At 66.9% G+C, this 26,386-nt stretch carries 26 protein-coding genes, 1 tRNA gene and 2 pseudogenes; 15 read left to right on the top strand and 14 right to left on the bottom strand.

All coding sequences use genetic code 11. From position 1 onward, the window contains the following. Nucleotides 1-115: 115 nt before the first annotated feature. Entirely contained in the window at nucleotides 116-1,783 is a 1,668-nt protein-coding gene (locus tag A5701_RS17385) for a DUF3662 and FHA domain-containing protein (RefSeq protein ID WP_067756233.1), read from the bottom strand. Nucleotides 1,784-2,025: 242 nt separating this feature from the next. Between A5701_RS17385 and A5701_RS17380 the strand changes: the two genes are divergently transcribed. The 4 genes from A5701_RS17380 (at nucleotide 2,026) to A5701_RS28260 (ending at nucleotide 5,325) form a co-directional block, all read left to right on the top strand. Further along, nucleotides 2,026-2,108, top strand: a tRNA-Leu gene (locus tag A5701_RS17380). Nucleotides 2,109-2,319: 211 nt separating this feature from the next. After that, nucleotides 2,320-4,203, top strand: a complete 1,884-nt coding sequence (locus A5701_RS17375) for a hypothetical protein (RefSeq protein WP_067756230.1) — start codon at nucleotides 2,320-2,322, stop codon at nucleotides 4,201-4,203. Next, on the top strand, nucleotides 4,200-4,634 hold the full coding sequence (locus A5701_RS17370; RefSeq protein ID WP_231972844.1) for a hypothetical protein: 435 nt from the start codon (nucleotides 4,200-4,202) through the stop codon (nucleotides 4,632-4,634). Before A5701_RS17375 ends, A5701_RS17370 begins: the two co-directional genes overlap by 4 nt. 220 nt (nucleotides 4,635-4,854) lie before the next feature. After that, nucleotides 4,855-5,325, top strand: coding sequence for a hypothetical protein (locus A5701_RS28260; RefSeq protein WP_156670137.1), 471 nt, complete (start codon nucleotides 4,855-4,857; stop codon nucleotides 5,323-5,325). A gap of 93 nt (nucleotides 5,326-5,418) precedes the next feature. Here A5701_RS28260 and A5701_RS17365 read toward each other — a convergent pair whose 3' ends face one another. The 4 genes from A5701_RS17365 to A5701_RS17350 all read right to left on the bottom strand — a co-directional run bounded on the left by A5701_RS17365 (nucleotide 5,419) and on the right by A5701_RS17350 (nucleotide 8,635). Beyond that, nucleotides 5,419-5,748 (bottom strand): GNAT family N-acetyltransferase, encoded by a 330-nt coding sequence (locus A5701_RS17365; RefSeq protein WP_067756226.1) that lies wholly within the window; start codon nucleotides 5,746-5,748, stop codon nucleotides 5,419-5,421. Then, entirely contained in the window at nucleotides 5,735-6,718 is a 984-nt protein-coding gene (locus A5701_RS17360) for a pirin family protein (protein ID WP_067756223.1), read from the bottom strand. The genes A5701_RS17365 and A5701_RS17360 overlap by 14 nt, the downstream gene beginning before the upstream one ends. Before the next feature lie 27 nt (nucleotides 6,719-6,745). Further along, the gene (locus A5701_RS17355; RefSeq protein WP_067756220.1) at nucleotides 6,746-8,128 is read right to left on the bottom strand and encodes an acyl-CoA dehydrogenase family protein; all 1,383 of its coding nucleotides are present in this window, start codon (nucleotides 8,126-8,128) and stop codon (nucleotides 6,746-6,748) included. 90 nt (nucleotides 8,129-8,218) lie between these two features. After that, nucleotides 8,219-8,635 carry a WhiB family transcriptional regulator gene (locus A5701_RS17350; RefSeq protein ID WP_067756218.1) on the bottom strand — a complete coding sequence of 139 codons (417 nt, stop codon included), beginning with the start codon at nucleotides 8,633-8,635 and terminating at the stop codon, nucleotides 8,219-8,221. Nucleotides 8,636-8,779: 144 nt separating this feature from the next. Between A5701_RS17350 and A5701_RS17345 the strand changes: the two genes are divergently transcribed. The 6 genes from A5701_RS17345 (at nucleotide 8,780) to A5701_RS17320 (ending at nucleotide 12,930) form a co-directional block, all read left to right on the top strand. After that, on the top strand, nucleotides 8,780-9,550 hold the full coding sequence (locus A5701_RS17345) for a helix-turn-helix domain-containing protein (protein ID WP_067756216.1): 771 nt from the start codon (nucleotides 8,780-8,782) through the stop codon (nucleotides 9,548-9,550). Continuing rightward, the gene (locus A5701_RS17340) at nucleotides 9,547-10,362 is read left to right on the top strand and encodes a C40 family peptidase (protein ID WP_067756210.1); all 816 of its coding nucleotides are present in this window, start codon (nucleotides 9,547-9,549) and stop codon (nucleotides 10,360-10,362) included. The genes A5701_RS17345 and A5701_RS17340 overlap by 4 nt, the downstream gene beginning before the upstream one ends. A 16-nt stretch (nucleotides 10,363-10,378) precedes the next feature. Continuing rightward, nucleotides 10,379-10,741 (top strand): DUF4226 domain-containing protein, encoded by a 363-nt coding sequence (locus tag A5701_RS17335; RefSeq protein WP_067756208.1) that lies wholly within the window; start codon nucleotides 10,379-10,381, stop codon nucleotides 10,739-10,741. 144 nt (nucleotides 10,742-10,885) lie between these two features. Further along, nucleotides 10,886-12,253, top strand: coding sequence for a DUF4226 domain-containing protein (locus A5701_RS17330; protein ID WP_067756205.1), 1,368 nt, complete (start codon nucleotides 10,886-10,888; stop codon nucleotides 12,251-12,253). A gap of 51 nt (nucleotides 12,254-12,304) precedes the next feature. Then, nucleotides 12,305-12,622, top strand: coding sequence for an ESX-1 secretion-associated protein (locus A5701_RS17325; protein ID WP_067756202.1), 318 nt, complete (start codon nucleotides 12,305-12,307; stop codon nucleotides 12,620-12,622). Beyond that, nucleotides 12,619-12,930, top strand: a complete 312-nt coding sequence (locus A5701_RS17320) for a DUF2694 family protein (protein WP_067279683.1) — start codon at nucleotides 12,619-12,621, stop codon at nucleotides 12,928-12,930. Before A5701_RS17325 ends, A5701_RS17320 begins: the two co-directional genes overlap by 4 nt. 14 nt (nucleotides 12,931-12,944) lie before the next feature. On the opposite strand, the gene A5701_RS28575 is transcribed toward A5701_RS17320, so the two are convergent. Continuing rightward, entirely contained in the window at nucleotides 12,945-13,088 is a 144-nt protein-coding gene (locus A5701_RS28575) for a hypothetical protein (RefSeq protein ID WP_167374087.1), read from the bottom strand. Nucleotides 13,089-13,170: 82 nt separating this feature from the next. On the opposite strand from A5701_RS28575, the pseudogene A5701_RS29370 reads away from it, so the two are divergent. The 3 genes and pseudogenes from A5701_RS29370 to A5701_RS17310 all read left to right on the top strand — a co-directional run. Beyond that, nucleotides 13,171-13,629: pseudogene (locus tag A5701_RS29370) on the top strand (hypothetical protein); the annotation flags it as partial. Between the two features lie 54 nt (nucleotides 13,630-13,683). Then, on the top strand, nucleotides 13,684-15,126 hold the full coding sequence (locus A5701_RS17315) for a DUF5631 domain-containing protein (RefSeq protein WP_197505005.1): 1,443 nt from the start codon (nucleotides 13,684-13,686) through the stop codon (nucleotides 15,124-15,126). 70 nt (nucleotides 15,127-15,196) lie between these two features. Next, nucleotides 15,197-15,517, top strand: a complete 321-nt coding sequence (locus A5701_RS17310) for a DUF2710 family protein (RefSeq protein ID WP_369807431.1) — start codon at nucleotides 15,197-15,199, stop codon at nucleotides 15,515-15,517. A gap of 62 nt (nucleotides 15,518-15,579) precedes the next feature. Here the strand turns inward: A5701_RS17310 and A5701_RS17305 are convergent, their stop codons facing one another. Continuing rightward, nucleotides 15,580-16,353, bottom strand: a complete 774-nt coding sequence (locus tag A5701_RS17305) for a TIGR03084 family metal-binding protein (RefSeq protein WP_067756348.1) — start codon at nucleotides 16,351-16,353, stop codon at nucleotides 15,580-15,582. Next, nucleotides 16,353-17,672: an MFS transporter gene (locus tag A5701_RS17300; RefSeq protein ID WP_067756199.1), complete on the bottom strand. Its 1,320-nt coding sequence runs from the start codon at nucleotides 17,670-17,672 to the stop codon at nucleotides 16,353-16,355. Before A5701_RS17300 ends, A5701_RS17305 begins: the two co-directional genes overlap by 1 nt. 140 nt (nucleotides 17,673-17,812) lie before the next feature. Here A5701_RS17300 and A5701_RS17295 point away from each other — a divergent pair, with 140 nt between their 5' ends. Beyond that, nucleotides 17,813-18,421: a YqgE/AlgH family protein gene (locus A5701_RS17295; RefSeq protein ID WP_156670136.1), complete on the top strand. Its 609-nt coding sequence runs from the start codon at nucleotides 17,813-17,815 to the stop codon at nucleotides 18,419-18,421. Between the two features lie 35 nt (nucleotides 18,422-18,456). Here A5701_RS17295 and A5701_RS17290 read toward each other — a convergent pair whose 3' ends face one another. Both A5701_RS17290 and A5701_RS17285 read right to left on the bottom strand, forming a co-directional pair. Further along, complete coding sequence (locus A5701_RS17290) at nucleotides 18,457-18,798, bottom strand: hypothetical protein (protein WP_067756197.1); 342 nt, start codon at nucleotides 18,796-18,798, stop codon at nucleotides 18,457-18,459. Between the two features lie 65 nt (nucleotides 18,799-18,863). Continuing rightward, complete coding sequence (locus A5701_RS17285; RefSeq protein WP_067756195.1) at nucleotides 18,864-19,985, bottom strand: LpqN/LpqT family lipoprotein; 1,122 nt, start codon at nucleotides 19,983-19,985, stop codon at nucleotides 18,864-18,866. Nucleotides 19,986-20,168: 183 nt separating this feature from the next. Between A5701_RS17285 and leuS the strand changes: the two genes are divergently transcribed. Continuing rightward, nucleotides 20,169-23,081 carry a leucine--tRNA ligase gene (gene leuS / locus A5701_RS17280; RefSeq protein WP_067756345.1) on the top strand — a complete coding sequence of 971 codons (2,913 nt, stop codon included), beginning with the start codon at nucleotides 20,169-20,171 and terminating at the stop codon, nucleotides 23,079-23,081. Nucleotides 23,082-23,093: 12 nt separating this feature from the next. On the opposite strand, the pseudogene A5701_RS17275 reads toward leuS, so the two are convergent. From A5701_RS17275 to A5701_RS17260, 4 genes and pseudogenes are all read right to left on the bottom strand, one after another. Next, a pseudogene (locus tag A5701_RS17275) lies at nucleotides 23,094-23,764 on the bottom strand (SDR family oxidoreductase). Nucleotides 23,765-23,812: 48 nt separating this feature from the next. Further along, nucleotides 23,813-24,316, bottom strand: a complete 504-nt coding sequence (locus A5701_RS17270; protein ID WP_067756193.1) for a MarR family winged helix-turn-helix transcriptional regulator — start codon at nucleotides 24,314-24,316, stop codon at nucleotides 23,813-23,815. 72 nt (nucleotides 24,317-24,388) lie between these two features. Further along, on the bottom strand, nucleotides 24,389-25,123 hold the full coding sequence (locus A5701_RS17265; protein ID WP_067756191.1) for an amino acid ABC transporter ATP-binding protein: 735 nt from the start codon (nucleotides 25,121-25,123) through the stop codon (nucleotides 24,389-24,391). 2 nt (nucleotides 25,124-25,125) lie between these two features. Beyond that, a partial coding sequence (locus A5701_RS17260; RefSeq protein WP_067756188.1) for an ABC transporter substrate-binding protein/permease occupies nucleotides 25,126-26,386 on the bottom strand: 1,261 nt, incomplete at its 5' end.

The raw sequence follows: 26,386 nt of genomic DNA, 5'->3' as shown, positions 1-26,386 counted from the left end.
GCCCCGAAATCCAGCGTCCCCCTGGCGCCCGTGACCCCGAGCACATCGGCAACGTCACGATACTTGGACGGCGGTCGACGCGGGGCGAAGCACGGCAGCGTTGAGCCCAGCGGGTTTAGTGGATCCGGACGATGATCTCCGAATGACCCAGGCGGATCACGTCGCCGTCCGCCAACTGCCATTCCTGAACCGGCGCGTTGTTGACGGTGGTGCCGTTGGTGGAGTTCAAGTCCGACAGGAGCGCCACCTGCCCGTCCCAGCGGATCTCGAGGTGACGCCGGGAGACGCCGGTGTCGGGCAACCGGAACTGCGCGTCTTGTCCACGGCCCACGATGTTGGAACCCTCACGCAGCTGGTAGGTGCGGCCGCTGCCGTCGTCGAGCTGCAGGGTGACCGTCGTTCCGGCCGCGCCGTAACCGCCGGCGCCGTAAGCGCCGTAACCGCCGGCCTGCTGGCCGTAGTCCGCCGGCTGCCCGTAGTCGGCGGGCTGGCCGTACTCGCTCGGCTGGGCGTACTCGGCTTGCTGGCCGTACTCGTAGTCGCGGTGGGCGGTCTCGGGGTATCCGCCGGCCTGACCGGGGTATCCCCCGGCCGGCACGTTCTCGGCATACTGCGTGTAGTCGCCGGCCCCGTACTCCTGCCGGCCGTAGCCGCCGCCCTGTTGGTAGCCCTGCTCGTAGCCGCCGCCTTGCTCATAGCCGGCGCCTTGCTCATAGCCGGCGCCCTGCTCCGGATAGGCCTGCCGCTGCTCGGGCGGAGCGTAGCCCTCGTCTTGGCGGGCCGGCCCGCGGCCGTAATCGCCGTAGCCGCCATAACCCTGCTGGCCTCCCCCGGGCGGCGGGGCGTAGCCGCCGCCCTGACGGTAGCCCTGGTCGTAGCCTTGGCCGCCGTATCCCGTGGGCGCGGGAGGACGCTGCTCATACTGCGGTGGGGGCCCGCCCTGAGCTTGGTCGGGATAGCCGCCGCCGGGGCCTTGGTAGCCGCGCTGGTCGGGGTAGCCCCCTTGATCTTGGTAGCCGCGCTGGTCGGGATAGCCGCCGCCGGGGCCTTGGTAGCCGCGCTGATCGGGGTAGCCGCCCTGACCTTGGTAGCCGCCCTGCTCCGGATAGCCGCCCTGCTCGGGGTGGCGTGGCGGCGGGTAGCCCTGCTGCGGCGGGTAGCCGCCCTGCTCGGGCGGGTACCCCGCGCGCGGGTCAGGGCCGCCCTGCGGCTGGTCACCGGCGCGCGCGTCGTCCTGCGGGCGCGCGTAGCGCTCGTCGTAGTACTCGTCGCCAGGCCGCCCCGGCCCCGGAGGGCGGTAGCTCGAATCGTCAGTCATTGGTGCTACTCCTCGTTCTGCGCCGAACGCACTATTTGATTGTGGCGGGACGGGATCGTGGACCGTCGGGCGGGGCTGCACATCGGGATTGACAGCACCGCGGGCGCGGTACTGCCCGGTACGCAAATCCGACGACCGCTCGAACCGGACGACCACATCACCATACGTTTCCCACCCCTGTTCATGGATGTAGTCGACCAAGTACCTACCGAAAGCACCCGACGTGAGATCAGGGTCGGCGCCCACCTTCTCGAAGTCGTGCCTACCGAGGGTAATGATGTATTCGTTGGGGGCCAAAAGCCGATTGCCGTGGAGTTTCTGGACGCCGTCGCGGGCTTCGCGGCGCAGGAGCGCCTCGACTTCCTGCGGAACGATCGATCCGCCGAAGACGCGGGCGAACGCGTTGTCGACGGTGGCCTCGAGCTTGCGCTCGATCCGCGCGGCCAACCCTCGTTGGCTACTCATGCTCCGCCGTTCGCATGCACTTGCCGCAGCATGCCGCTGGCGCGCGGCAAACGATTCGGCGCGTGTCCCTCACCCCAGCATGTTATCGGGACAGCGCGACGGCGCGGCACCGTCGAAACTCTGAGAACTTGGTCGGCCCTGCTCAGACGCGTTGTCTCCCAGCGCCCCACGGCGTCCGGGCCCGACCAGGCGGGTTGGGGGACGCGGCCATTAGAGTGGTATGGTCCATCGGTTGTTTTTCCGGGCGAGTGGCGGAATGGCAGACGCGCTGGCTTCAGGTGCCAGTGTCCTTCGGGACGTGGGGGTTCAAGTCCCCCTTCGCCCACATTTGAGCGGTTCTCCGAACCGATGCGCTGAGGTCACGGACTCGAGGAGTTCGTGGCCTTCGTGTTTTCCGCCATGTTGTGCCGAGCCCTGCGCGCTTGGCCGCGGCAGTGAATTGACGTCTGCTATCGCGTTAGTAGCGTAATTGCCAGCTCAGGAGGGGTGGCAATGGTCGTCGCGGCGTGTGGCGCTGCGCAGCTACGGGTGATGCGATGCAGCTGCGCTACATAAGCATTGCGGCGCTGATCGCCGAGGCCGGCGGTGATCCGTGGGCAATCAACCGAAGCTTGCAAGCCGGCAGGCCCGGGGAGATCTCCTCGCTCGCCGAGGCCTTCCACCGAGCGGGCCGATGCACCGACGAGGCCCAGCACGCCTTCGAGCAAGCGCGCAACCGCTTCGACGCCGCATGGAATCGCCAGGGCGGCGGCGGCAATCCGATCACCGACTCCGCCGATGTGCAACGGGTGACGCAGTCGCTTGGTGCCCAGTCGCTTCAGCTGCCCAAGATCGGCGTCGACCTGGAAAGTATCGCGGCCTCCTTAGCCGAGGCGCAGAAGGCCGCGGCGGGACAGATCGCGACCCTCGAGAACCAGTTGCAAACACTCGACGACTTGATCGGGCAGGCCGTCGCAATGGAACGATCCGGCAACCTGAGCGCGGAGGACCGGCACACCCTCGATGCCCTCATCCGCAATTGCGAGAGGGATGCCATCGATGACACCAAAGCCGCACTGGCACAGCTCAATTCGATACGGAATGGCTACTCCGATGGCTTGCGGAACTCACTGACCAACCTACGAATCGAGGGCTATGATCCGGCTCGCCTTCACGATCTCGACGCCGACGGCTCACCGAAGCCAACTGAGGCCCAGCTGCAGGCGCTGGCCGACCTGCGCCGGAGCACCGACCAGGCGGTGGTGGATCAAATGGGCAAGGTGCGTGCCGCGCAGGATGCCCTGAACAAGGCGATGGCCGACCTCTATACGCACGGCCCGGGGTCGCCCGAGGGCGAGGCCGCGAGCGGGAGGCTGCCCAAGCTCAGGGAGGACCTCGCTCACGCGCTCGACGACCTGGGCAAGATCCCCGACTACAGGGACGTCGACCCCGCGTCGATCACGATCGCTCCCGACGGTCATTTCATGTTCACCCACACCGTGGATGGACAGCCGGTGCAGGTCTACGGGCAACTCAAGGACGGCACGGGTGAGTTCTTCGATCAGGCCATGGGCACGTCCTACGCCTTCAGCGGTGGCAAGTTGACCGGCATGCGCACGCTGGATCCCGGGAAGGTGGTAGCCACCCCTGAGCCGTTGTGGAGCGCGATCACCACCGCGGTCGGCGGCGGCGCTGTGCTGAAGGCGGGCGGTCAGGTGGCCTGGCAGGGGCTGAAGACGCTTTTCACTCGCGAAGCGATTGAGGGCGTGACCGGCGAAAATGTTTTTCCTCGCGCATTGGTCGGTGCGGAGGAGCGCGCGGCAAGTGCCGAAGAGGACCTGAGCCCGCATGGCTCGCCAACTTCCGGCGTGAGCGGGGAACCGGTGCCGGGCACCCACCCCGGTCCCGCGCCCGTGGTGGAGCACACGCCGCACCCGGGGGGTGGTGGCGGAGGTGAGCTTCCGCCCGATGCCGGACCTCCGGCGGGACCGCATGTGCCGGTGGAACCCGAAGGGCCCCCACCGGTCGTGATCGACCCAGCCCACCCGGAGTTCACCCTCCACAACCCCCTCGACTACATGACGCCGGAGTTGCGGGCGCTGTCTGAGCAACACCTGACCGGGAGCGGCGAAACGGTCCTTGGGCCGTACAGGAATCCTTTGGGCGGCCCCTCCTATATCGAGCTCGCGCAACAACGTGGCGCCAGCTACTTCGACATTGGGGATGCATGGGACGCTGCCACGCCCGTTGAGCGATTTGCCGCCAACCAACATGTGCTCGACATTGCAATTGCTAATCGAGATACGATCAAGCTGTCAGTGCCAATCGATCAGGTTCTCGACGATACTTACACTGCCGCCGAGCTCAGTTATCTGCGAGCTCACGGATACGAAGCAATCGACGGTTCAACACTAGTACCCCCCAAGGCCGGAGGCCCATGATGAAGGCGCTTTTAGAGTTCATTATGCAACACGCGGGATTCTTATACCTCAACCCTGAATACCGAATCACAAATTCCAACACCCGGGGCCTCGCTGACATCGATGCGTCGATTACGTTCACCGGTGAGTTGCTCAGGTGGGATGTCGTGAATGATCGTGGACAGATCTACTTCGCGGCGGTGCCCATGCTGCAGGGAGGTGGCGACAATTGGTTCGCGGCTTCCTTAATTCGTCAGTACCTTGAAGGCGGGGACGACACTGGCGCCGCATCACCCGTCGATCAAGCCAATTGGCTGTCGGTAAATCTGAAACGCGTAGAGCAGCTTTTCGCCGATCCGCCCACTGCTGAGCGCACAGCTGACGAGTTGATCTCGCTACGCCGGTCCAATTCGTCGAAGAAGTGGGGATGGCCGAAACCGGACACGATCTAGGCCGAGTCTCGGTAGCTGCGTATCTGTAGAAAACTCAGATCTAAGATGCCGGCTGAGATGTAAGAATCGTCCGCATAGCCCAGGGCATTGCCCTGCCAGCGTCAAGAGATGGGAAGGCGATCTCGATGTCACGGCGCGCAACCGTAGTCAGTGATTTCGGAAACAGTCAGTTGAGGAGATGTAGCTAACATCATGAAGGGCGCCGAGTAACGTGTCGAGCGTGCTTGACTCGAATCGTCCGATTGGGGCACCTTCGATGAAGGCCCTTTTCGAATTTCTTCTGGAGTACTTCGATTTCCTGTACTTAGACCCGCGCTACCGGGTCGCTGATTCAGACGTGGCGAAGCAGGCGCCCAGTGCTTCTTTGACGATAGTCGGGCCAGCATCAACATTTCAGCTCATCAACGAACGGGACCAAATAGAAATCGTGGTCGCGCCAACAAAACTCATGGATCCAGAGAACTGGTTCTGGCCTTCGCTGATCAAACAATATATTGACAACGATCCAGTAATTCGATATTTGCCTGCTTCGGATGAAGCAATCTGGATGCGTGAGAATCTCGACGCCGTCGAAAGACTCTTCTCAGACGATTCGACACTGAAAGCCACATGTGACGGGCTGTGTGCGCTGTGTCGTGCGAATGCGGAAAGGTATTGGTCAAGCTGGCGAGAGCAGCAAGGGCTTACTTAAGCGATCCGGCGCGGGCTGACGAGCGGACTGCCACCAGGAGCGCATCTGCACTGCTATTCTCCGAACCTGCTACGTCATTGCGTCGCGACCAGACTAAGAATTCACCCACCGCAAAATATCCGGCGTCACGGCGTCGGTGATGTCGTCGTACTCGGGGTGCTTCTTGAGCACGGTGCCGATCATCGAGCACACGGGAACTATGCGCTTGCCCTCGCCGCGCGCCTCGTTGAGCGCCTCTTCGACGAGGATGGTTGCCAGGCCGCGTCCGCCATACGCCGGGTCGATTTCGGTGTGGTAGAAGACGCGCTGGTCGCCGCGGTCGGCGAAGTCGGCGAGGCCGACCTGCTTGCCTTCCACGGCAATGGTGTATCGCCCCTCCTCGAGGCTGACGGTCGTCTCTGCCCCGGTCTTATCGGTGGCCATTTGTGTCTTCCTTTCGTTGCGGTATCGGTCGAGGCCGCAGCCGGGTGGTCGGCAGCGGCGGGGCGGGCAGTCGGATGAGCGAACCCCGGTAGCCGTTGACGGCGCCAAAGCGTTCGTCGCCGGCCTCCCACAGTTGGCGGTAAGCCACGATCTCGTCGTGGCTTCGTCCCACGAAGTTCCACCACATCACCAGTTCTTCGGCGAACGGTGTCCCGCCGAGCAGTAATACCCGCGCGGGCCGCTCCCCCTCGTTGCCAAGCCGCAACGACGAGCGGCCGGGTCTGAGGTAGGCCAGTTCGGCGACAGTCAGAGCGGCTTCCTCCACTTGGACCGCACCCGAATCGCAGAGCACGCCATGCTCGAAAGCCGGATCGACGTCGAGGTCCAGGTGAGTTCCGGCGTCGAGATCGAGCTGGGCTCCCAGCAAGGGAGTGAAGGTGGGCACCGGGCTTCGGCTGCCTGCGAGGTCCCCGAGGAACACGCGAGCCGTCCCGCCCCGGAGCGGTACGGGTTTGGGGGCATAGTGATCGAAGCCCCGGTCGGTGTCGCGATCGGAATCGGGCAGCGCCACCCAGAGCTGGACACCGTGCAAGGCCGCCGCCGACGAAACCGATACCTCCGAGTGGCAGATACCGGCACCGGCGGTCATGAGATTCAACTCGCCGGGACGTACAGCCGCGTACACGCCAGCGCTGTCGTTGTGCTCCACTTCCCCACTGAACAACCAGCTGACGGTTTGTAGTCCGGTGTGCGGATGCGGGGGGACGTCCATGCGCGCGGACGCCGGGCCGTAATGGTCGATGAAGCACCAGGCGCCGATCAGCGAGCGCTGCCGTTGCGGCAGCGAGCGTCGTACGCGCATCGCCCGGGGTCCGCCCAACGGCACCTCGCGGGGGCGCAGCACCTCGGTGCCCGCGCTCGGTGCTGCAGCGCAGGCAACTTCGATCGGCGCCGGCTCGAGGTTGCTCATCGTCCACACCGACCGTACCCATACTCGCTACTTACGTGGGGGTCGGAGCACCTTCATCGCCAGCCGCATGACGGGCTCGGGCACCCGGTCCTGCATCGACAACGCGGTGTCGGCGGCGCGGGAGCGCAGCGGAGTGCCTCGACCGAAGACGCGGTTCAAAGGTCCGCCGGACGGTTCGAGCACCACGTGCAGCGGCGGAGTGCCGACGCTGGCTCCCAGCGCATTGGCGATGACCATACGCTGGATCTCACTGGTGCCCTCAAAGATGGTGTATAGCTTGGCATCCCGATACCACTTCTCCACCGGGTGATCGGTGATGTAGCCCCAGCCGCCCATGGTCTGAATGGCGCGTTCGGTGGCCTTGACAGCCACCTCGCTGGCGGCCATTTTCGACATCGACCCCTCCCCGCGTTCGAAGGGCACGTTGTTGGCGGCCATCCACGACGCTCGCCAGGTCAGCAACCGCGCCGCGTCGATCTGGGTGGCCAGCTCCGCCAGCGGGAAGGCGATGCCCTGGTTGTCGATGATCGGCGCGCCGAATGCCTCCCGCTCGGTGGCGTATGCCGTCGCGTACTCCAGCGCAGCGCGCGCGATGCCGATAGCCTGCGCGGCGACCATCGGGCGGGTCTGTTCGAAGGTGCCCAGTGTGGCGGAGCCCGACCGCTTGCCGCCCGCCACGACCTCGCGAGCCTTGGCGAGCTTGTGCTCCAGCTTCTCTTCTCCGCCAAGCAGATTGGCGCCGGGGACGCGGACGCCCTCGAACAGCAACTCGGCGGTGTGGGACGCGCGACAGCCCAGCTTGTCCAATTTACGAACGAGCTTGAGCCCGGGCGTTCCACCGGGCACGACGAACAGCGCCTGCCCGCGATGACCGAGTTCCTCGTCGACGACGGCGTTGACCACGTGCACGTCGGCGATTCCGCCGTTGCCGATCCACATCTTGTGGCCGTCGATGATCCAGTCGTCACCGTCGCGGCGAGCGTGGGTACGTAGATTCCGCACGTCGCTGCCGCCCTCGGGCTCCGAGATGGCCAGCGCCGCCAACTTGAGATCGCCTGGGGTTCCGAAGCATTCGGGTGCCCACTCCAACATCTGTTCCGGTGACGCTGCCTGGCCGATCGCCGACAAGGCCAACGCCGGCATCACGATTGCCAGCCCGATCCCGGCGCAACCCCAGAACAGCTCCTCCATGAACATCGGCAACGACAGGCCGGTCGGGTCGCCGATCAGATCGCGGTAAAACAGCGGGCTGTAGAAGCCGCGCTGGGCCGCCTCCTCCAAGACCGGCCACGGGAACTCTTGCCGTTGGTCGTAGTGGAGCGCCACGGGCCGGATCACGTCTTCGGCGAACTCGTGGGCCCGCCGGGCCAGGTCGTGCTGTGCTGCGGTCGGGGTCAGGTCGAACGTCATGGATCCCGCCTTCGGGTCGACAGACTCGGTCGTGCCGAAGCTCTACCCCGTTGGCTACGCCAGCAAACGGCCCCTGAGGACGACGGAGCTTCAGGCCGCCGAGCGAGGCCCCACCTTTGCGAGGGGCAGGTGCAGCACCACCGCGGTCACCGCAACCGCCTCGTGCTCATGATTTGCCAGCAGAGCCGCATTCTCCGGCAGCTGGCGGGAGTTGATCTCTCCGGACGCGATGCGCCGCAGGACGTCGTGGGCCTGGGCCAACTGGTCGCGCTTGCGGTACTGGCCGCCGGGAAGTTTGACGCCGGCCCAGACTCCGTACTCCTCGCGGTGCGCGATGGCGTGTTGGGCGCACCGTCGCTGCTGCGCCAACGGGCAGCGGCGCAGGCACTGGAGACGCGCCTCGACGGCCGACCGCTCATACGCGCGGGCCTTCGCCGCGCCGTCGCCACCGTCGTCGTCGGGGTAGCCGAACCACAGTTCCGGGTTGGCAGCGCACGGGTGTCCCATGTCGGTCTCCTTGGTCGAACGTGAAACGTAGGCAAAAGCATATACACAGACGGGTGCTCCGCGCAAGAGAAACGTGACAGAAACGTATATGCGTAGCGATACGGGACCGGCTGTGTAATATCCGGCCTATGGCCGGAGCGTGCGGTGAGCCGTGAATCGGCCGGCGCGGCCATCCGCGCTTTGCGAGAGTCGCGCGACTGGTCCCTAGCCGACCTTGCCGCCGCGACCGGTGTCAGCATCATGGGGCTGAGCTTCCTGGAGCGCGGCGCCCGCAAGCCGCATAAAAGCACAGTTCAGAAGGTTGAGAACGGGCTGGGCTTGCCGCCGGGCACCTATTCTCGCCTGCTCGTGGCGGCCGATCCGGATGCGGAACTGGCGCGCCTGATGGCCGCGCAGCCGCCTGCCGCCGTACCCGCCAGGCGCAGCGGGCCCGTGGTCGTGGACCGTCACAGCGACACCGAAGTGCTGGAAGGGTATGCCGAAGCTCAGCTCGAAGCGCTCAAATCGGTCATCGATCGGTTGCCAGCGACAACATCAAACGAATATGAGACGTATATTCTGTCTGTGATCGCTCAGTGCGTGAAGGCAGAGATGCTGGCCGCCGGTTCCTGGCGGGTCGCGGTGAACGCCGGCGCGGACTCCACGGGCCGGCTGATGGACCACCTCCAAGCCCTCGAGGCGACGCGGACCGCCCTGCTGAAACGGATGCCGACCAGCTTGAGTGCCCGGTTTGACCGGGCGTGCGCGCAGTCGGCCTTGCCCGAGGCCATCGTCGCCACGCTGATCGGTGTCGGCCTCGACGAGATGTGGGACATCCGCAACCGGGGGGTTATTCCGCCCGGAGCGCTCCCCCGCGTGCGCGCGTTCGTCGACGCCGTCGAATCGGGAAACCAACAGGGCGAGGGGCCGCAGTGAATCAAAGCGAAATCGCGCTGTTGAGCCGCGCCCATGACCTGTTCGCCGGCGGCACACGGCAGCCGCCGCTCGACGCGGGCGCCGCGCACTACCGCAAGGTGCTGCTCGGGGCTGCCGGGGCGAACGACGGATTGGCTCGCGGCTACCTGTTCGCCGCGGAACACAGCCGGCAACGGCTCGGCGCCGCCGCGGCCACGGACGCCGCGATGGCGGGTGTCATCGCCGGCGCCGACCGGGACCGGGCCCAGGCCCGCGAGCTGACCCGAAACGTCGTCGATGAAGCCCGCGCCGAACCCGCCGTCATTTCGGCGACCCCGATGGCCCAGCGCGAAGCGATGCGCCGCCGCGCGGCACGACTACGGGCGCAGCACGCCCATGTCGTGTCGGCCCGGCTGCGGGCTCGTCGGCGCCTCGCCGAATTACGTGCGCTGCGCTACCAACTATGGCGCCGGCGCCCCGCGGGATTGGGCTTGACCGCGCGGGCGGCGACCGCGGTGCGCGCTGCCCTGTCGCGTCTGGGTTGCCCGTACGTGTGGGGTGCGACGGGGCCCGACCAGTTCGATTGTTCGGGTCTAGTCCAATGGAGCTACGCACAGGCGGGAATTCACTTGGACCGCACCACTTATCAGCAGATCAACGACGGGATGCCGGTGCCCCGCTCACAGGTCCGGCCCGGTGATCTCGTCTTCCCGCACGCCGGACACGTCCAGCTGGCCATCGGAAACGATCTGGTAATTGAGGCGCCCTACGCGGGTGCCTCGGTGCGGATCAGCCCGCTGGGCCCCCACGTCGCTATTCGCCGACCGCTATGACGAACAGGGTGAGCCGATGACGGAACAAAGCGGACCTTCGGTCGCCGCGATACAGGCGCGCCAGTCGGCGCTCGCCGGCCAGCACGGCACGGTAGCCGACGCCGACCGCGTGCTGGGAGAAGTGCTCTCTAGTGCGCACGCCGCGATGCGCGAAGGCGCCCGTCGACTGGATGCCATCGCCGAGCAGCTCGACCACGCCACCGCGCACCAGGCGAGCCTCGCCGTCGATACCCCGATGGGCGCGCGCGAGTTTCAGCGCTTTTTGCTGGCCAAACACCGCGAGATCACCTCCGTCGTCGAGGACGCGCGCGAACTCAGTCGAGCGAAAAAGGCTGTGCTGGAAGCGCTTCGGGACCAGTACAGCGCCGGCGGCGGCTAGCAGGCACGGTCGCAGTGTCGTCCACAACCGCACGGCACGGTGAATTGTCGACGTCCGAACGCCTGGGTACGGTCGTCGGGCATGGAGAGGTCGCAACGCATCCCGCACGCATTTCGCGTGACTGCAACCGTGGTCGCGTAGCTGATGTCGGCGCATGAGGAGCTTCTCGCGGCGGTGAAAGATGTCCGAGACCGCACCGGTGACCCGAACGCGTGGCAGGCGGGCCTGTCGCCCGGTGAGCTGGCCGCCGTGATCACCCCGACGACACGTCCCGAACAACTCCAGGCGATCGCGGGGAAGATCCGCCAACAACTCGCGGGTCCGCCGGATCGAGAGAGGGGTGAGGCGGCCGAAGCCATCGCGCACGCCGAAGCAGCCCTCGCCCACCAGAATTCGGCCAGCTCTCAGCTGGACATGCAAGTGATCACGGCTATCCTGAACGCCCATCTCAATGCCGTCGATGGCAGCGAGGCGCTGACGAGGTTGCAGCAAGACACGGAAGCCGCGGTCCGAATGCGATCGGACCTCGACACCCCGGCAGGCGCACGCGACTTCCAGCGCTTCCTGATCGGCAAGCTCCGCGACATTCGCTCGGTGGTCCTCAACGCTCGCCTCGACGACACGTCGAAGTCGGCACTGATGGCCGCATGGACGTCGCTGTACGACGCATCCAAGAGTCCCGACGAGCGTGCGTCGGACCGCGCGGTTGGCACCGATGCGGAAACCGCAGCGTCGACAGGGGACTCGGACTGGGATCCGCTGCTGGACTCGATGCTGGCCGACGACCCGGGACTGGCGACCGATGACCTATCGGGCACGGGTACCCCGGAGGCCGGGACCGCCCCGACGGCGCCCATCGCTCCCGTGCCGCCGCCGATGCCCAGCGTCGCTCCAGGCCTGCCGAGCTTCGGCGCGACACCGACCGGACTGCCACTTCCCGCGCTGGGCGGTGAGGAGAGAACGGACCCGATGCTGCGAGGCCTCGACGACGAAGGCCCGGTGGACCCCTCCGAGCGGCCGGATCCGAAGACCGAGTCCGGATCAGACGAACCGGGCGACCAGCACGACGACGGTGGTCGGGAGGCGGCCGCGGCCGAGAATGAACCGGCGGCGGCCGGTCCCACCACGGTGACCCTGCCCGACGGCGAGTCGGTGACGGCCGCGAGCCCCCAATTGGCAGCGGCGATCAAAGCCGCGGTCGGCGGAGTGGCGATACCAGATGCGTTCCAACAGCAGGGAATAACGATTCCGCCCCCGGGCTCCGCGGTCACCAACCCGATCGAGCCGACGCGGGTGAGCCCGGCGGATATCGGGATCTTCATCGACCGGCATGCTCTTGCCCTCGGTCCAGGTAAGGCCCTTCTCGACGGCCAAATTCAAGACATCGCCACCGTGACCGGGCCAAGCTTTCTAGGCTGGGAGCATCCGCCGGCGCCGGCCGCAGCCGTGACCCCGCCGACGAGACCCGATACACCCACACCCACGCGGCCGGCGGCTTCGTCGACCACCTGACAATAGTGATCTCGCCGGTTTTCGCCGGCGGCCGGGAACAGGAGACAGCGGATGGCAGATTCGATCCATGTGGTACCCGCGCACTTGCGTCAAGCCGCCGCGCGCCACCAGGAAACCTCCGATTACCTGCGGACGGTTCCTTCGTCGCACGAGGCGATCCAGGAAAGCCTGGATTCGCTCGGGCCGATCTTCGGTGAACTTCGCGACGCCGGACGGGAACTGCTCGAGCTCAGGCGCCAGTGCTACGAGCAACAGGCCGCGGACCACGCCGACCTGGCGGACAAACTGACGGCCTCGGCGGCGATCTGGGAACAGCACGAGCAGGATGCGGCTCGCAACCTCGGCGGCATCGCTGACCGCGGTCGATGACGGACGCGAATCCCGCATTTGACACCGTTCATCCGAGTGGGCACATCCTCGTCCGCTCTTGTCGCGGCGGCTATATGCACAGCGTTGCGCTGAGCGAAGAGGCGATGGAGACCGACGCCGAGACGCTGGCACGAGGCATTCTGCTGACCGCCGACGTCTCTTGCCTCAAGGCATTGCTGGAAATCCGCGACGAGATCGTGGCGGCCGGACACACGCCCTCGGCCGAGGTTCCGACCCCGCGAGACCTCGACGCGGCGATCGAGAAGCTACTGGCACACAAACTGCGTCGCCGCAACAGGGCCATCTAGCCGGTTCGCAGGGCTTACAACAGCCATGTCTTGGCCGCCTCGGGATCTGGAGCGATATCGGTGGGCGGCTCTACAGGGTTGGGGCCGAACAACTCTCGCGCACGGGCAAGCAAGGCACGCACTTCATCGAGTTGCTGCTGCAGCGCAGATTCAGCCATGTCCCCACGCTACCCAGGCCCTCACACCTGCACAATTCACTCACCGAATAAGCGATCCATCAAATACCGGTACCCTTAACCGGTGGCGATCTTCGGTCGGATGACGGCGCGCCAGCGCCTCCGGAGAGCTACCCGGGAATCACTGGCGATGCCGGCTTTCAGCTCTCCCATCGATTGCACCCCATGGGTGATCGGTGGACTTTGGCCTGCCGAACTGTCGACGGTGACGGCCGAAAACGCCACGCTCGCAGAGTATCTCAAAGCCGACCTGCAGCGGATCGCCGAAAGCGCGAACGAGCAGCTGAAGATGATCAAGCGCGCGGGCTTGGCCGACCTGTCCCGCCAGGCGGAAGAAGCCCGCGTGATCGATGAAGCGCGCGGCCGCGCCGTGCGGCGAGTCGAGTCGACGATGCGCCAGCTGCACGCGGCGAAGAGCGGAGTGAGCGCCGGATATCCCCGCAGGCAGCTCGCCGAACCGTCGCCACCGGACATGACGCAGACCCGAATCCTTCCCGCGGTCAGCGGCGCCAGACCTTCCGAAGCGCCCACCAGGACGACGAGTAGGCCGCGCTGGCGGGTCGACAAGCCGGCTCCCATGGTGCCGGACCCCGGTGCGGTCGAGCCGGGGCCGCAACCGGAAACCACTGCACAAGAGGTCGCTGCGGAGGTTGCCACCACCCCGAAAACGCCGGATATGGACGAAACGCAGGTCATTCCGAGCGTGACTGACGTGAAGCACATCGTCGAAGCGCCGGCCGATCGCGCAGAGCCCGGCCGGGAGCCCGTCGCCGACGGTCGTCGCCAGGTGGAGGTGCAGGAGCCGGCGCCGGAGCGGGATGAACCGGATTCGGCGGTGGACACCGACGCCGCGGTGACCGCGATCGAGGAGACGCAGATCATTCCCGCGATCACCGAAGTCGAGCAGGTCGCTGACCAGCCGGTCGAGAGCGTGCCTGCGGCGGACTGGGAGCGCCCACCCTTGCTCGATGAGCCGGTTCGCCCCCATTTCGAGAAGGACGAATCAGCGTTCGATGAGGACGAATCAGCGTTCGCCTCGACGGAGGAGACGCAGGTCATTCCCGCGTTGACCGAGGTCGGTCCGGTCGTCGAGCCGCCGGTCGCGACCCCGGCGGCCGAGTGGGAGCCGGTTTCCAACGGCCGCCACCATGTCGACGAGGAGGCGGCGCCGGGCCCGGAGGCGCTGCCGGCTGAGGAGGCGGAGCCCGCCGACGCCGCACCGGCGGCTTCGATGGAGGAGACCCAGGTTATCCCGGCGATCACCGAGTCCCACCCTGTCGTCGACGAGCCGACGGACAGCGGTCGCCATCACGCTATCGTCGACGAACCCGTCGCTGCGCGGGATGAACCGGAGCCCACCCACCTATCTCGCGAAAAAAGTGTCACTACAACGGGTTTCGATGCAGAGCGGCTGAATCGACTGCTTGAGTTCGTGGTCCGCCAAGAGCCGCGGCTGAATTGGGCGGTGGGCGACCTTCCGGACGGCGCGACCGTTCTGGTAACCGATCTGGCCCACGGCTGGATACCGGCGGGCATCAACCTTCCGGCCGGCGTGCGGCTGTTGGGGCCCGAGCGTCGCACCGGCAGGGTCGCCGCGTTGATCGGCGACGCTGCGCGCGTCGTGACCTACGCTCCCGGTGATTCGCTGCGCCGCTCGGCGGACTTCGCGACGACGAAGTCGTCGGTCGAGCCGCGGGAGCTGCCCGCGATCGAGGACCTGGGCAGAGTGCTGAGCGAGACCACCCGCCGGTTCGACGGACTCCCCCGCATTGTGCAGAGGCTCGCGGATGCTGCTGCGGCCGAAGCCGTCATCATCGACCAGGAGGTCGACGTGCTGCGGGTGCACCTCGATACGGCGCGCTATCAGCTCCTGGTCCAGTATCCGGCCGTGAACCCGGCACTCCTGCTGAAGTGTTTGCTGATGGCCGCAACCGAAGGCCTCGCGAGTGGAGACCCGGTTTCGGCGAACTACCACCTCTCCTGGTATCGGAAACTCGTCGCCCAGGTACCGGGCGCGTAGCTCCGACGCGACGCGCTTTCGTGGCCTGCGAGTTTGAATTGACGCTGGTTGGAGGGGTCGACATACTGTGATCGTGTCGGATTCGGGCGGTCGCGCGAATCTCAGCGATAAGGATCTCGTCGAATCAGTTCTCCGCGAATTGAGCGCCGCGGCCGACAAGTGGGAAGCCCTCGTGGCCCAGGCTGAGGCGGTCACCTACAGCGTCGATCTCGGTGATATCTATGCGGTGGCCAACTCTGATGGCCGGCTGCTCAAGCTGACTCTGCACCCGGGCGTGATGACGGGCTATGCGCACGGTGAGCTGGCGGACCGGCTGAACCTTGCTATCTCGGCGCTGCGCGAAGAGGCCGAGGCCGAGAACCGGGCGAGTTACGGCGGCCCGCTGCACTAGCCGCGCTCATCGACCGGCGCTTGGCTGGGATGGGCGCCGGCTCTCTTCGCGCGTAGCCGCGCTCATCGACCGGCGCCGGGCGGGCCCGCGAAGGCTTGCGCGATCTCCAGCCAACGCTGGGCGTCGGGCCCGTCGGCAGTGATGTCGAGGGCGCTGAGCGGGCGCCGCTGGGTGACCAAGAAGCAGAAGTCTTCCGCCGAACCGGTGACCCGCTGCGTCGCGTCAGGCGGCCCCCAGGTCCAGGTGTCCCCACCGGGTCCGCGCAGTTCGACCAGGAAGGGCTCGGCCGGGGCGGGCAGATTGTTGACGGAGAAGGCGTAGTCGCGGGTGCGCACCCCCAGGTGAGCAATCGACCGCAACCGATCGGTCGCGGCCCGCTTGATCCCCAGCGCATCGGCAACGTCCAGTCCGTGAGCCCACGTCTCCATCAGCCGAGCGGTAGCCATCGAGGCCGCGCTCATCGGCGGCCCGAACCAGGGAAGTTTGCGTCCGGCGGGAACCGTCAGGAGCTCCTCATGCAGCCGGCCCCGGGTGGCCCGCCAGTCGGCGAGCAGTTCGGCCGGCGGTAGAGCTGCCAATTCCTCGGCGCCCGCGTCGACGAAGCCCGTCGGGTCGGCGGCCGCGGCCCGGAGCGCGTCGGCGAACCCCGCCTCGTCGGTGACCGAGGTCAGCGCGACCCGGTCGGTCCACAACAGGTGGCCGACCTGGTGGGCGATCGACCATCCCGGCGCGGGCGTCGGGTCGGCCCAGCGGTCGGCCGGCAGCGGCGCGACCAGGGCATCGAGGTCGTGGCTCTCGGCGCGAAGGTCGGCCACGATCGATTCGGGACCCGCCATCATTGCCTCCGCTCGTCGGTCGCCCCCGCCGGGGAACGATTATTCGCCTGGTCGCCGCGCCGGCCCAGGAAACTGTGCATGGCCAGCCCGGCCAGGTAGAGCCCCGAGCCGAACAAGGCGAATGCGGGCGCATGCCCGTCGGCGGGAATCAGCGCCGCGGCCACCGTGATGGAGGCGATGAACGCGACCCAGAACAGCGCGTCCTGCACCGCGAAGACGTGTCCACGCAGGGCGTCATCGACGTCCATCTGCATCGCAGAGTCGGCGCACAGTTTGACCACCTGCCCGGTCACACCGAGAAAGAACCCGCACACCGCCATCACCGGCAGCAGTAATCCCGCTCCCGCCACCTCGATGCCCGCCGACGCCGCAAGCGCACCGTTCACCGTCGCGTAGCGGCCCCAGCGCCGGACCGCCGGCGGAGTGAGCACGTTGGCCAGGAACGCCCCGAGGCCGGCGGCACCGAAAAACACCAGCGCGGTGCCCAATCCCCCGGCCTGCGGGTCTCTCATGTGGTGGACCAGCAGCAAGACCAGCAGCGAATTGATGCCGATCACCATGCGGTGGGCGGCCAATCCGGACAGGGTGGCGGCCACCGTGGGCCGCTGCGCCACCGTGCGCGCGCCGTGCAACCAGCCAGTGATCACTGCGTAGAAAACCGGTCCGTGGATTGCCCTCTTGGTGTCGTCCGGGCCCAGCACGCGGGCGCCGAATCGCAAGGTCAGGAGCAAGGCGGTCGCGACGGGGACGCCGGTGAGAAAGATGATCGCCGAGGCGCCTTTGTCCCCGGCGCCGAACACGAACCGGGGCACGAGCATGAAGTTCGCGCCGATGAAGGCGGCGATCGCCCCCGACGCGTTGGCCACGGCGTTCATCGTCACCACCTGTTCGCGCGGCACGACGTGCGGCAGGGAAGCCGACAGCCCGGAGCCGACGAATCGGGCCAAGCCGTTGGCAAACAACGCGCCCAACAGCAGCGGCAGGTCGCCTGCTCTGACCGCCAGGATCGTGCCGATCGCGGCGATGAGGACGAGGCGGCCGGCGTTGGCGCCGACGATCACCAGCCGCCGGTCCCAACGGTCCATCAGCGCGCCGGCGAACGGACCCAACAACGAGTAGGGCAGGAACAGCACCGTGAACGCCCGCGCGATCGCCATGGGATCGGCGGCTCGGTCGGGATTGAACAACAACGCGCCGGCCAGACCCGCCTGAAACAGCCCATCGCCGAATTGACTCGCCATGCGCACTTGCAGCAACCGCCAGAAGTCCGGCAAACCGCGCACCGACCGCCAGATTTCGGCGGGTGCGCTTGAGTGCATCCGGGATTGGATCACAAAACCGACTTCCACGATTAGGGTCTAGCAAGCTCGTCACGGCCCGAGCTGACTTACCAACAGTACAAATATTTGCGTCCCGCGCTTGATTCCCCCGGGCGGCAAGTGCTGGATGCGATGATGGTGTGGTGCCGCCGCCCGAGGATCCAGAGGACTATGTCGCGCCGGCCGCGCAGCGGGTGCGGGCGGGGACCTTGTTGCTTGCCAACACCGATCTTTTCGAGCCGACGTTCCGGCGCAGCGTCATCTACATCGTCGAGCACAACGACGGCGGCACCCTGGGAGTAGTGCTCAACCGCGCCAGCGAAACGGCGGTGTACAACGTGCTGCCGCAGTGGACCAAATTGGCCGCCAAGCCGAAAACGATGTTCATCGGCGGCCCGGTGAAGCGCGACGCGGCCCTCTGCCTGGCGACGCTGCGGGTCGGTGCCGACCCCCAGGGTGTGGCCGGCCTGCGGCACGTGGCCGGCCGGGTGGTGATGGTCGATCTCGACGCCGACCCCGACACGATTGCGCCCGTGGTGGAGGGGGTGCGAATCTTCGCCGGCTACTCCGGCTGGACCATCGGTCAGCTGGAAGGCGAGATTGAACGCGACGACTGGATTGTCTTGTCGGCGTTGCCATCTGACGTTCTCGTTGGGGCGAGGTCCGATCTGTGGGGGCAGGTGCTGCGTCGCCAGCCGCTGCCGCTGTCATTGCTGGCGACCCATCCGATCGACCTCAGCCGCAACTAACGCCACTCCCCCACGCCCGGGGGGTCCGCGCTAGCTCAGTGGCAGGACTGCGTGCAGCCGGAGCAGGTACCGGTGCACGTCGGCGCCGCCGCTTCCTGCTGGAGCGCGAAGCGCGCGCTTTGCCACGACCCGGCGGCCAGCGTTCCGAAGGCGCCGGCTACGCAGACGATCACCACCACCAGCGCGGTGTGCGGCGGGGCCGCCAGCGCCACCACCCCGCCGGCGGCCAGCATGATCGCCGCCGCCAGTTGCGCGGGGGCCACCGATCGCAACGCCAACGCGGTGGGATCGACATGTTGGCCGCGCGCGAGCGACCACGTTCCGAACCCGGCCGAAGCCACCGCCGCGCATAAGCACAGCACCCCCGCAATCAGCATGGCCTCACAATACGAGCCCGGCCGCCGGTTCGCTCAGCGGGCTCCAGCGGTGCCGCGGGACCGCCCTAGTGCTGCAGAAACGAGAAGTTCGGCAGTGGGGGCAGGCCGGGGACCAGCGTCAACAGGTTCGGCATGGGCTGGCGGCTGGGCACGGGTCCCTGTACCGGCAGGCCCGTCGGAGCCGTCGCCGATGTCTGCCGCAGCGGAGCCGCGGCGGGCGCCTGCCCGAGCGGCGGGGTCGCCGGAACCTGCGCCACCGGAGCGGTCGCCGGAACCTGCGCCACCGGAGCGGTAGCCGGTACCTGCGCGACCGGGGGCACCTGCGCGGCCGGGACCGGGGCCGGGGCCAGCCCGACCGGCGAGGCTGCCGGGGTCTGGACCGGCGCGGGAACGGGAGCGCCGGGAACGGTCACCCGGAAGCCGTTGACGATGGCGTCGGTGGCGGGCGCGTCGGCGACGGCCACCGCACGGTCGGTGGTCACGGCGAGCGACACCAGGTACTTGTCGTTCCCGGAGGTGGCGATGACATGGCGCCGGGAGGTGTTCAGCAGCATGTCGCCGTCGCGGTACGTGCCTTCGACGATCGACGACGGGAAGCCGCCGAAATCGGCCATCGAGGCGTTGGTCGGTTGCCAGGCCAGGAGTTTCTGGCTGTCGACGTAGCCGTGGCTGATCGCCTCGCGGGGGTCGAAGTTGCCGACCAGCTTGTACACCACCACCTGTGCATTCGAGGTGTAGATGCTGCTGCCTTGCCGGTCGGCGATCACCGCGAACGCGTCGGGCACGTTGGGGTCGGGCACCTGGGTCCAGCGGGCCGGCACCGGCAGGGTGATGTCGAGCGCCTTGAGCCCCTCGGGCGTCTGCGCCTCGAGCTTGACTCCCTTCGACTGGAGGTAGTCACGGATCGTTCCGGAGGCGGCCGGGGTGACGGGGGGCGGGACGGGCGCGCCCGGAGCCGTGGGCGAGGCAGCGGGGTTCGACGCCGGAGGGGCCGCGACGATCCGATTGGTGGGTACCTGCCCGGGCGTGACGGCGGCATGCTGCGGAGCCGGGAGGGCGGGAACGGGCGACGGGGCAGGAAGCACCGGGTCAGCTGACGCGTTGGCGCCCGTGACGACCGCCGTGGCGATCAGTCCGGCGACCATACCCCCGAGGAGCGCACGGCGGGCGGGGACGATCTCGATCATCTGCCTCGGTCCTTCCAATGGCGCACTGCCAGCAGGCTTGTCAGAGGCCGACTGTAACTACAGGTCAAAGGCCGTGAATAGGCTCGAAATCGACCTGGGATGAACCTCTGATCGGTGCGCAACGGAACCGAGACCATCCTGTGGCCCGGCGGGCGGGCCGGGGTTCCCTTATACCCTGTTCAGGTGACCGACTCCCCGACCACTGCGGCCGAGAGCAACCCCGGCGCCGTTCAGCCGGACTCCGACGCGCCGACGCATCGCTACACCGCGGCGCTGGCGGGCCGTATCGAAAGCACGTGGCAGGAGAACTGGGCCAAGCTCGGCACGTTCAACGTGCCCAACCCGGTCGGATCGTTGGCCCCGGCGGACGGCACCCCCGTTCCCGCCGACAAGTTGTTCGTGCAGGACATGTTTCCCTATCCCTCCGGGGAGGGGCTGCACGTCGGCCACCCGCTGGGCTACATCGCCACCGACGTCTACGCCCGTTACTTCCGGATGACCGGGCGCAACGTTCTGCACGCGTTGGGGTTCGACTCCTTCGGGCTGCCCGCCGAGCAATACGCCGTGCAAACCGGCACCCATCCGCGCACCCGCACCGAGGCCAACGTCGTGAACTTTCGCCGTCAGCTGGGTCGGCTGGGCCTCGGTCACGACAGCCGGCGCAGCTTTTCCACCACCGACGTCGAGTTCTACAAGTGGACGCAGTGGATCTTCCTGCAGATCTACAACGCCTGGTTCGACACCGCGGCCAACAAGGCCCGCCCGATCGCAGAGCTGATCGCGGAATTCGATTCCGGCGCAAGGCAGCTCGAAGACGGCCGCCAATGGTCTGCGTTGTCGGCGGGGGAGCGGGCCGACGTCATCGACAGCCATCGGTTGGTCTACCGGGCCGACTCGATGGTCAACTGGTGTCCGGGATTGGGCACGGTACTGGCCAACGAGGAGGTGACCGCCGACGGTCGCAGCGACCGCGGCAACTTCCCGGTGTTCCGGAAACGATTGCGGCAGTGGATGATGCGGATCACCGCCTATGCCGACCGGCTGCTCGACGACCTGGATCTGCTCGACTGGCCGGAACCGGTCAAAACCATGCAGCGCAACTGGATTGGCCGCTCCATCGGCACCCGGGCGCTGTTCTCGGCGCGCAACACCAGTGGCGAGACGGTCGACATCGAGGTTTTCACCACCCGGCCGGACACGATGTTCGGCGCCACCTACCTGGTGCTGGCTCCCGAGCATGACCTGGTCGACGGGCTGATTGCCGCCGGCTGGCCGGAGGGGACCGACCCGCGGTGGACCTACGGCGCCGCGACGCCGGCCCAGGCCGTCGCCGACTACCGGCAGGCGATCGCGGCGAAGTCGGATCTCGAGCGGCAGGAGAGCAAGGAGAAGACCGGCGTCTTCCTGGGCAGCTACGCGCGCAACCCCGCCAACGGCGAGCCGGTGCCGATCTTCATCGCCGACTACGTGTTGGCCGGATACGGGACCGGCGCCATCATGGCGGTTCCGGGCCACGATCAGCGCGACTGGGACTTCGCCCACCAGTTCGGCCTTCCCATCGTGGAAGTCATTGCCGGCGGTGATGTTTCGGAAGCCGCCTATCCCGGCGACGGCATGCTGGTCAACTCCGGCTACCTCGACGGCATGGACGTGCCGACGGCGAAGAAAGCGATCACCGCGCGTCTGGAGGCGGATGGCCGCGGCTGGGCCCGCATCGAATTCAAGCTTCGGGACTGGCTTTTCGCCCGGCAACGCTACTGGGGCGAGCCGTTCCCGATCGTGTACGACAGCGACGGTCGCGCTCATGCGCTCGACGAAGCCGCCCTGCCAGTCGAGCTGCCCGACGTGCCGGACTACTCGCCGGTGCTGTTCGACCCCGACGACGCCGACAGCGAGCCGTCACCTCCACTGGCCAAGGCCACCGAGTGGGTGCACGTGGAATTGGACCTCGGCAACGGCTTGCAGCCCTACACCCGCGACACCAACGTGATGCCGCAGTGGGCCGGCAGCTCCTGGTATGAACTGCGCTACACCGATCCCTACAACTCGGAACGGCTGTGCGCCAAGGAGAACGAAGCGTATTGGATGGGTCCGCGGCCCGACGAGCACGGCCCGCAGGACCCCGGCGGTGTCGACCTCTACGTCGGCGGCGCCGAACACGCGGTGCTGCACCTGCTGTATGCGCGGTTCTGGCACAAGGTCTTGTACGACCTGGGACACGTCAGCTCCAAGGAGCCCTACCGCCGCCTGGTAAACCAGGGCTACATCCAAGCCTTCGCCTACACCGACTCGCGAGGCTCGTATGTCCCCGCCGACGAGGTTGTCGAACGGGGCGGCCGCTTCTTCTACCCGGCTCCCGGCGGCGAGATCGAGGTCTTCCAGGAGTTCGGCAAAATTGGTAAGAGCCTGAAGAATTCGATATCTCCGGACGAGATTTGCGACGAGTACGGCGCGGACACGCTGCGGGTATACGAGATGTCGATGGGCCCCTTGGAAGCCTCCCGCCCCTGGGCCACCAAGGACGTCGTCGGGGCGCAACGCTTCCTGCAGCGTGTGTGGCGGCTGGTGGTGGACGAGCAGACCGGCGCTACACGGGTGGTCGATGTGGCCGGCCAACAAGAGCTCGACACCGAAACCTTGCGCGCGCTGCACCGCACCATCGCGGGAGTTTCGGAAGACTATGCGGCACTGCGGAATAACACCGCGGCGGCCAAACTGATCGAGTACACGAACCACCTGACCAAGGAGCACCGCGACGCGGTACCGCGCGCGGCGGTCGAGCCGCTGGTGCTGATGCTGGCGCCGCTGGCCCCGCACCTGGCCGAGGAACTGTGGCTGCGGCTTGGCCACACCACGTCGCTGGCGCATGGCCCGTTCCCGCAAGCCGATCCGGCCTACCTGGTCGACGACAGTGTCGAATACCCGGTCCAGGTCAACGGCAAGGTGCGCGGGCGTGTGGTGGTCGCCGCCGATGCCGACCAAGACACGCTGAAAGCCGCGGCGTTGTCGGACGAGAAGGTTCAGGCATTCCTGGCGGGCGCCAATCCGCGCAAAGTGATCGTCGTCCCGGGCCGGCTGGTCAACCTGGTCGTCTAGCGAGTAGCCGAGTCAATGGCCTGCGGGCCGCAGCACGACCTCGTGGACGTGGCCGTCTGGGGGAGTGGCCACCACATTGGCTACCGCGGCAGCGACCGTCTCTGGCTTGAGAAACTTAGCGGCGTCATACGCGCCGCCCTCGAATGCGACGAGTTCGCGCTGCATTTCGGTGTCTGTGCGGCCGGGATAGACCGTTGTCACCCGCAGCTGCGGTTCGTCGGCCCGCAGTGAGTCGGCGAAGGCGCGCAACGCGAACTTGCTCGCCGAGTAGGAGGCCATCCCGGGCGAAACGTTGCGTCCCGCACCCGAATTGATGAAGATCACCTGTCCGCGGGCGCTCCGCAGGGCCGGCAGCAGCACCAGCGTAAGTTCCACCGGTCCAAGCACATTGACGGCGAAGGTGGCACGCCACTCATCCACGTTGGACTCCGCGACGTGACCGGGGAAGGACACGCCTGCGTTGTGCACAAGCACGTCGAGTTCATCCACGATCTCGCAGGTGGCCTCGATCTCGGAGGGGTCGGTCAGGTCCAGCGGGAAGGTCGTCGCGTCGAGCCGCTCCGCCACGGCGTCCAGCCGGTCGGACGGCCGACCGGCAAGCAGCAGGGTGTGGGTGGGGGCAGCGCCGTGGCGATCGCGGCACCGATGCCGCCGCCTGCGCCTGTGATGAGTGCAGTGGGCATGCAAGATAGTCTACGGGTGCCAGGAAATCCGTTGTCGGGCAGGTGTTTTCACGCCTCTTTGGCTGCCGCGGGTTCGCCGGCGGGCCCCGGGGCCGGCTCGCCGCAGGCCAGCCGCTCCAGCGGAGCCAGCGCCTGCATCAGGGTGCCCAGATCGGCCGGGGGGAGCTGACTGAGCATCGCCGCCAGGGATGCGCGCCGGTTGGCCAGGGATTCGCCATGCACCGCCCGTCCGCGCGGAGTGATGTCGACCAGCACCGCACGCAGGTCGGACGGGTCGCGCGAGCGTTTCACCAGACCGAGCTTCTCCAGCCGGCGGATCGCCACCGTCGTGGTGGGAGTCCGCACCCGTTCATGGGCCGCCAGGTCGGTCATCCGAATCGGCCCCTGATCCAGCAAGGTGACCAGGATCGACAGTTGCGCCAGTGTCAGTTCTCCCGCGGCAGCGCCGCTCGGGTCCCCACGACGCAGAATCGAAAACAATTTGGACAGCGCACGGTGCAAACCTTCCGCAAGCTCGGTCACATCGGCCGCGGTGGATTCGCTGTCCGCCATAAACGGGGAGTCTAACGCGATATCAGGCGGGGACAAGCTAGCTAAGCCTACTAATTAGAACCGAGGGGACGGTCAAAGTACTTGGGACAAGAATCGCTGTAAACGTTCGGTCCGCGCGGCCTCGAAAATCTGCTCCGGGGGACCGGATTCCACGACCTTGCCCCTATCCATGAAGACGACCGTGTCGGATGCCGAGCGGGCGAAGCCCATTTCGTGGGTGACCACGATCATCGTCATGCCGTCGGCGCCGAGGTCGGCGATGAGTTGCAGAATCCCTTTCACCATTTCGGGATCCAGCGCGGAAGTGGCCTCGTCGAAGAACATCACTTGTGGCGACATGGCTAATGCGCGGGCGATCGCGACCCGTTGCTGCTGGCCGCCGGACAACATGCCCGGCCGCGCATCGGCCTTGTGCTTCAGGCCAACTCGCTCCAATTGGGCCAGGGCCAAGTGGCGGGCTTCGTCGGCGGGCAGGCGGTGCAACTTGCGGGGCGCCATCGCAACGTTCTTCAGGACACTCAGGTGCGGGAAGAGGTTGAAATGCTGGAACACCATGCCGATGCGCTGGCGGAGCTTGTTGGGATCGTCGCGCAATACCGACCGGCCGTCCAGCAGGATGTCGCCGCTGTCCGGTTCGTGCAGCCGGTTCAAGGTCCGCAGCAGCGTCGACTTGCCCGATCCGGACGGACCGATGACGGCGACGGTGGTGCCCGCAGGGGCCTCGAAATCCACACCGCGCAGCACCTTGTTGCCGCCTAGGGTCTGATGAATGTCTTTGGCGGACAGGGAGACCGGCGCGCGGCCCATGTTCACGTGATCTCCTGGCCGAACGTCGTGGTGAGCATGCCCGGAGTGTCGTCCGGATCGGGGGCGCGCCGCCCGCGGCGCAGACGCGCGTCGATGTAATTCACCAGATGCGTTAACGGAATGGTCAATATTAAATAGAAGAGGCCCGCGGCCACCAACGGCGACAGGCTCCCCGTCTGGGCATTCAAATCGCGGCCCACCTGGAAAAGCTCGCGCTGGTCGGCGATCAGGCCGAGGAAGTACACCAACGCGGAGGCCTTCAGCAGCCCGATGAATTGATTGACCAGTGCGGGCAGCACCCGCCGTATTCCCTGTGGCACCACCACGAGCCGCATCGCGGTCGTATAGCTGAAGCCCAGCGCCCTGGCGGCCTCCAACTGGCCAGGGTCCACGCTTTGGATTCCGGAGCGCAGGATTTCACCGATATAGGCGGCGGCCATCAATCCCAATGCCGCAATTCCCAGGGGGTAGGGATTCTTGTTGGTCAGCCCGCCGACCAACGGCCCGACCCCCATTCCGATCAGCAGGATGATCACCACTTCGGGCAGGCCCCGGAAGATATCGGTGTACACCCGCGCCGGCCAGCGCAGCCAGCGCCGGTGCGAGATGCCCGCCATGGCCAGCACCATCCCGAGAGCGAGGCCGATCACGATGGCGCTGTTGGTCAGGATGAGCGTGTTGGGCAGCCCGGTCGTGAGCAGAACCGGGATGGCTCGTCGGTACATCTCCCAGTCGAAGAACGAATCGCGCAACTGCGCCAGGGTCGATTTGGGTGCAGCCGGTCCCGTCGCGGTGCGGTGCTGGCTCGCGGCGATCGCCGCGAAGTCGGGCAGGTTCGGGGCGGGCGCGGCTTTCGATCCGGGTTTCCACCCGGGCGGCAGCGTCCGCGGTACCCATTGGCAGTACAGCTTGGCCCAGGTGCCATCGGCGATCACCGCATCCAGTCCGGAATTCAGCGCGTCGATCAGCGGCTTGTTCTCTTTCGCGACCGCGTAGGCCACGAAATTGCCTGGGCTGAAAGTGTTCGCGACCGTGACGGCCGGATCGCCCGGGCGGATGACGGTCGAGGCGAGGGTTCCGGGCGCCACCCACGCATCGATCTGACGCGTCTTGAGACTGGCATACAGGGTGGCGAAGCCGGGGTACTTCACCGGTTGCAGATGCAGGGTGTCCACGACATAGGACTCCTCGACGGTGCCCTGGACCACGCCGATGCGCTGACCGGCCGCCAGGTCGCTGAACTTGTGGATCGGCGAGCCGGGG

The organism is Mycobacterium sp. E3305 (assembly GCF_001666785.1).
GTDB lineage: Bacteria > Actinomycetota > Actinomycetes > Mycobacteriales > Mycobacteriaceae > Mycobacterium.
The sequence above is the reverse complement of the archived record's forward strand: the minus strand, read 5'-3'. Positions and strand labels throughout refer to the sequence as shown.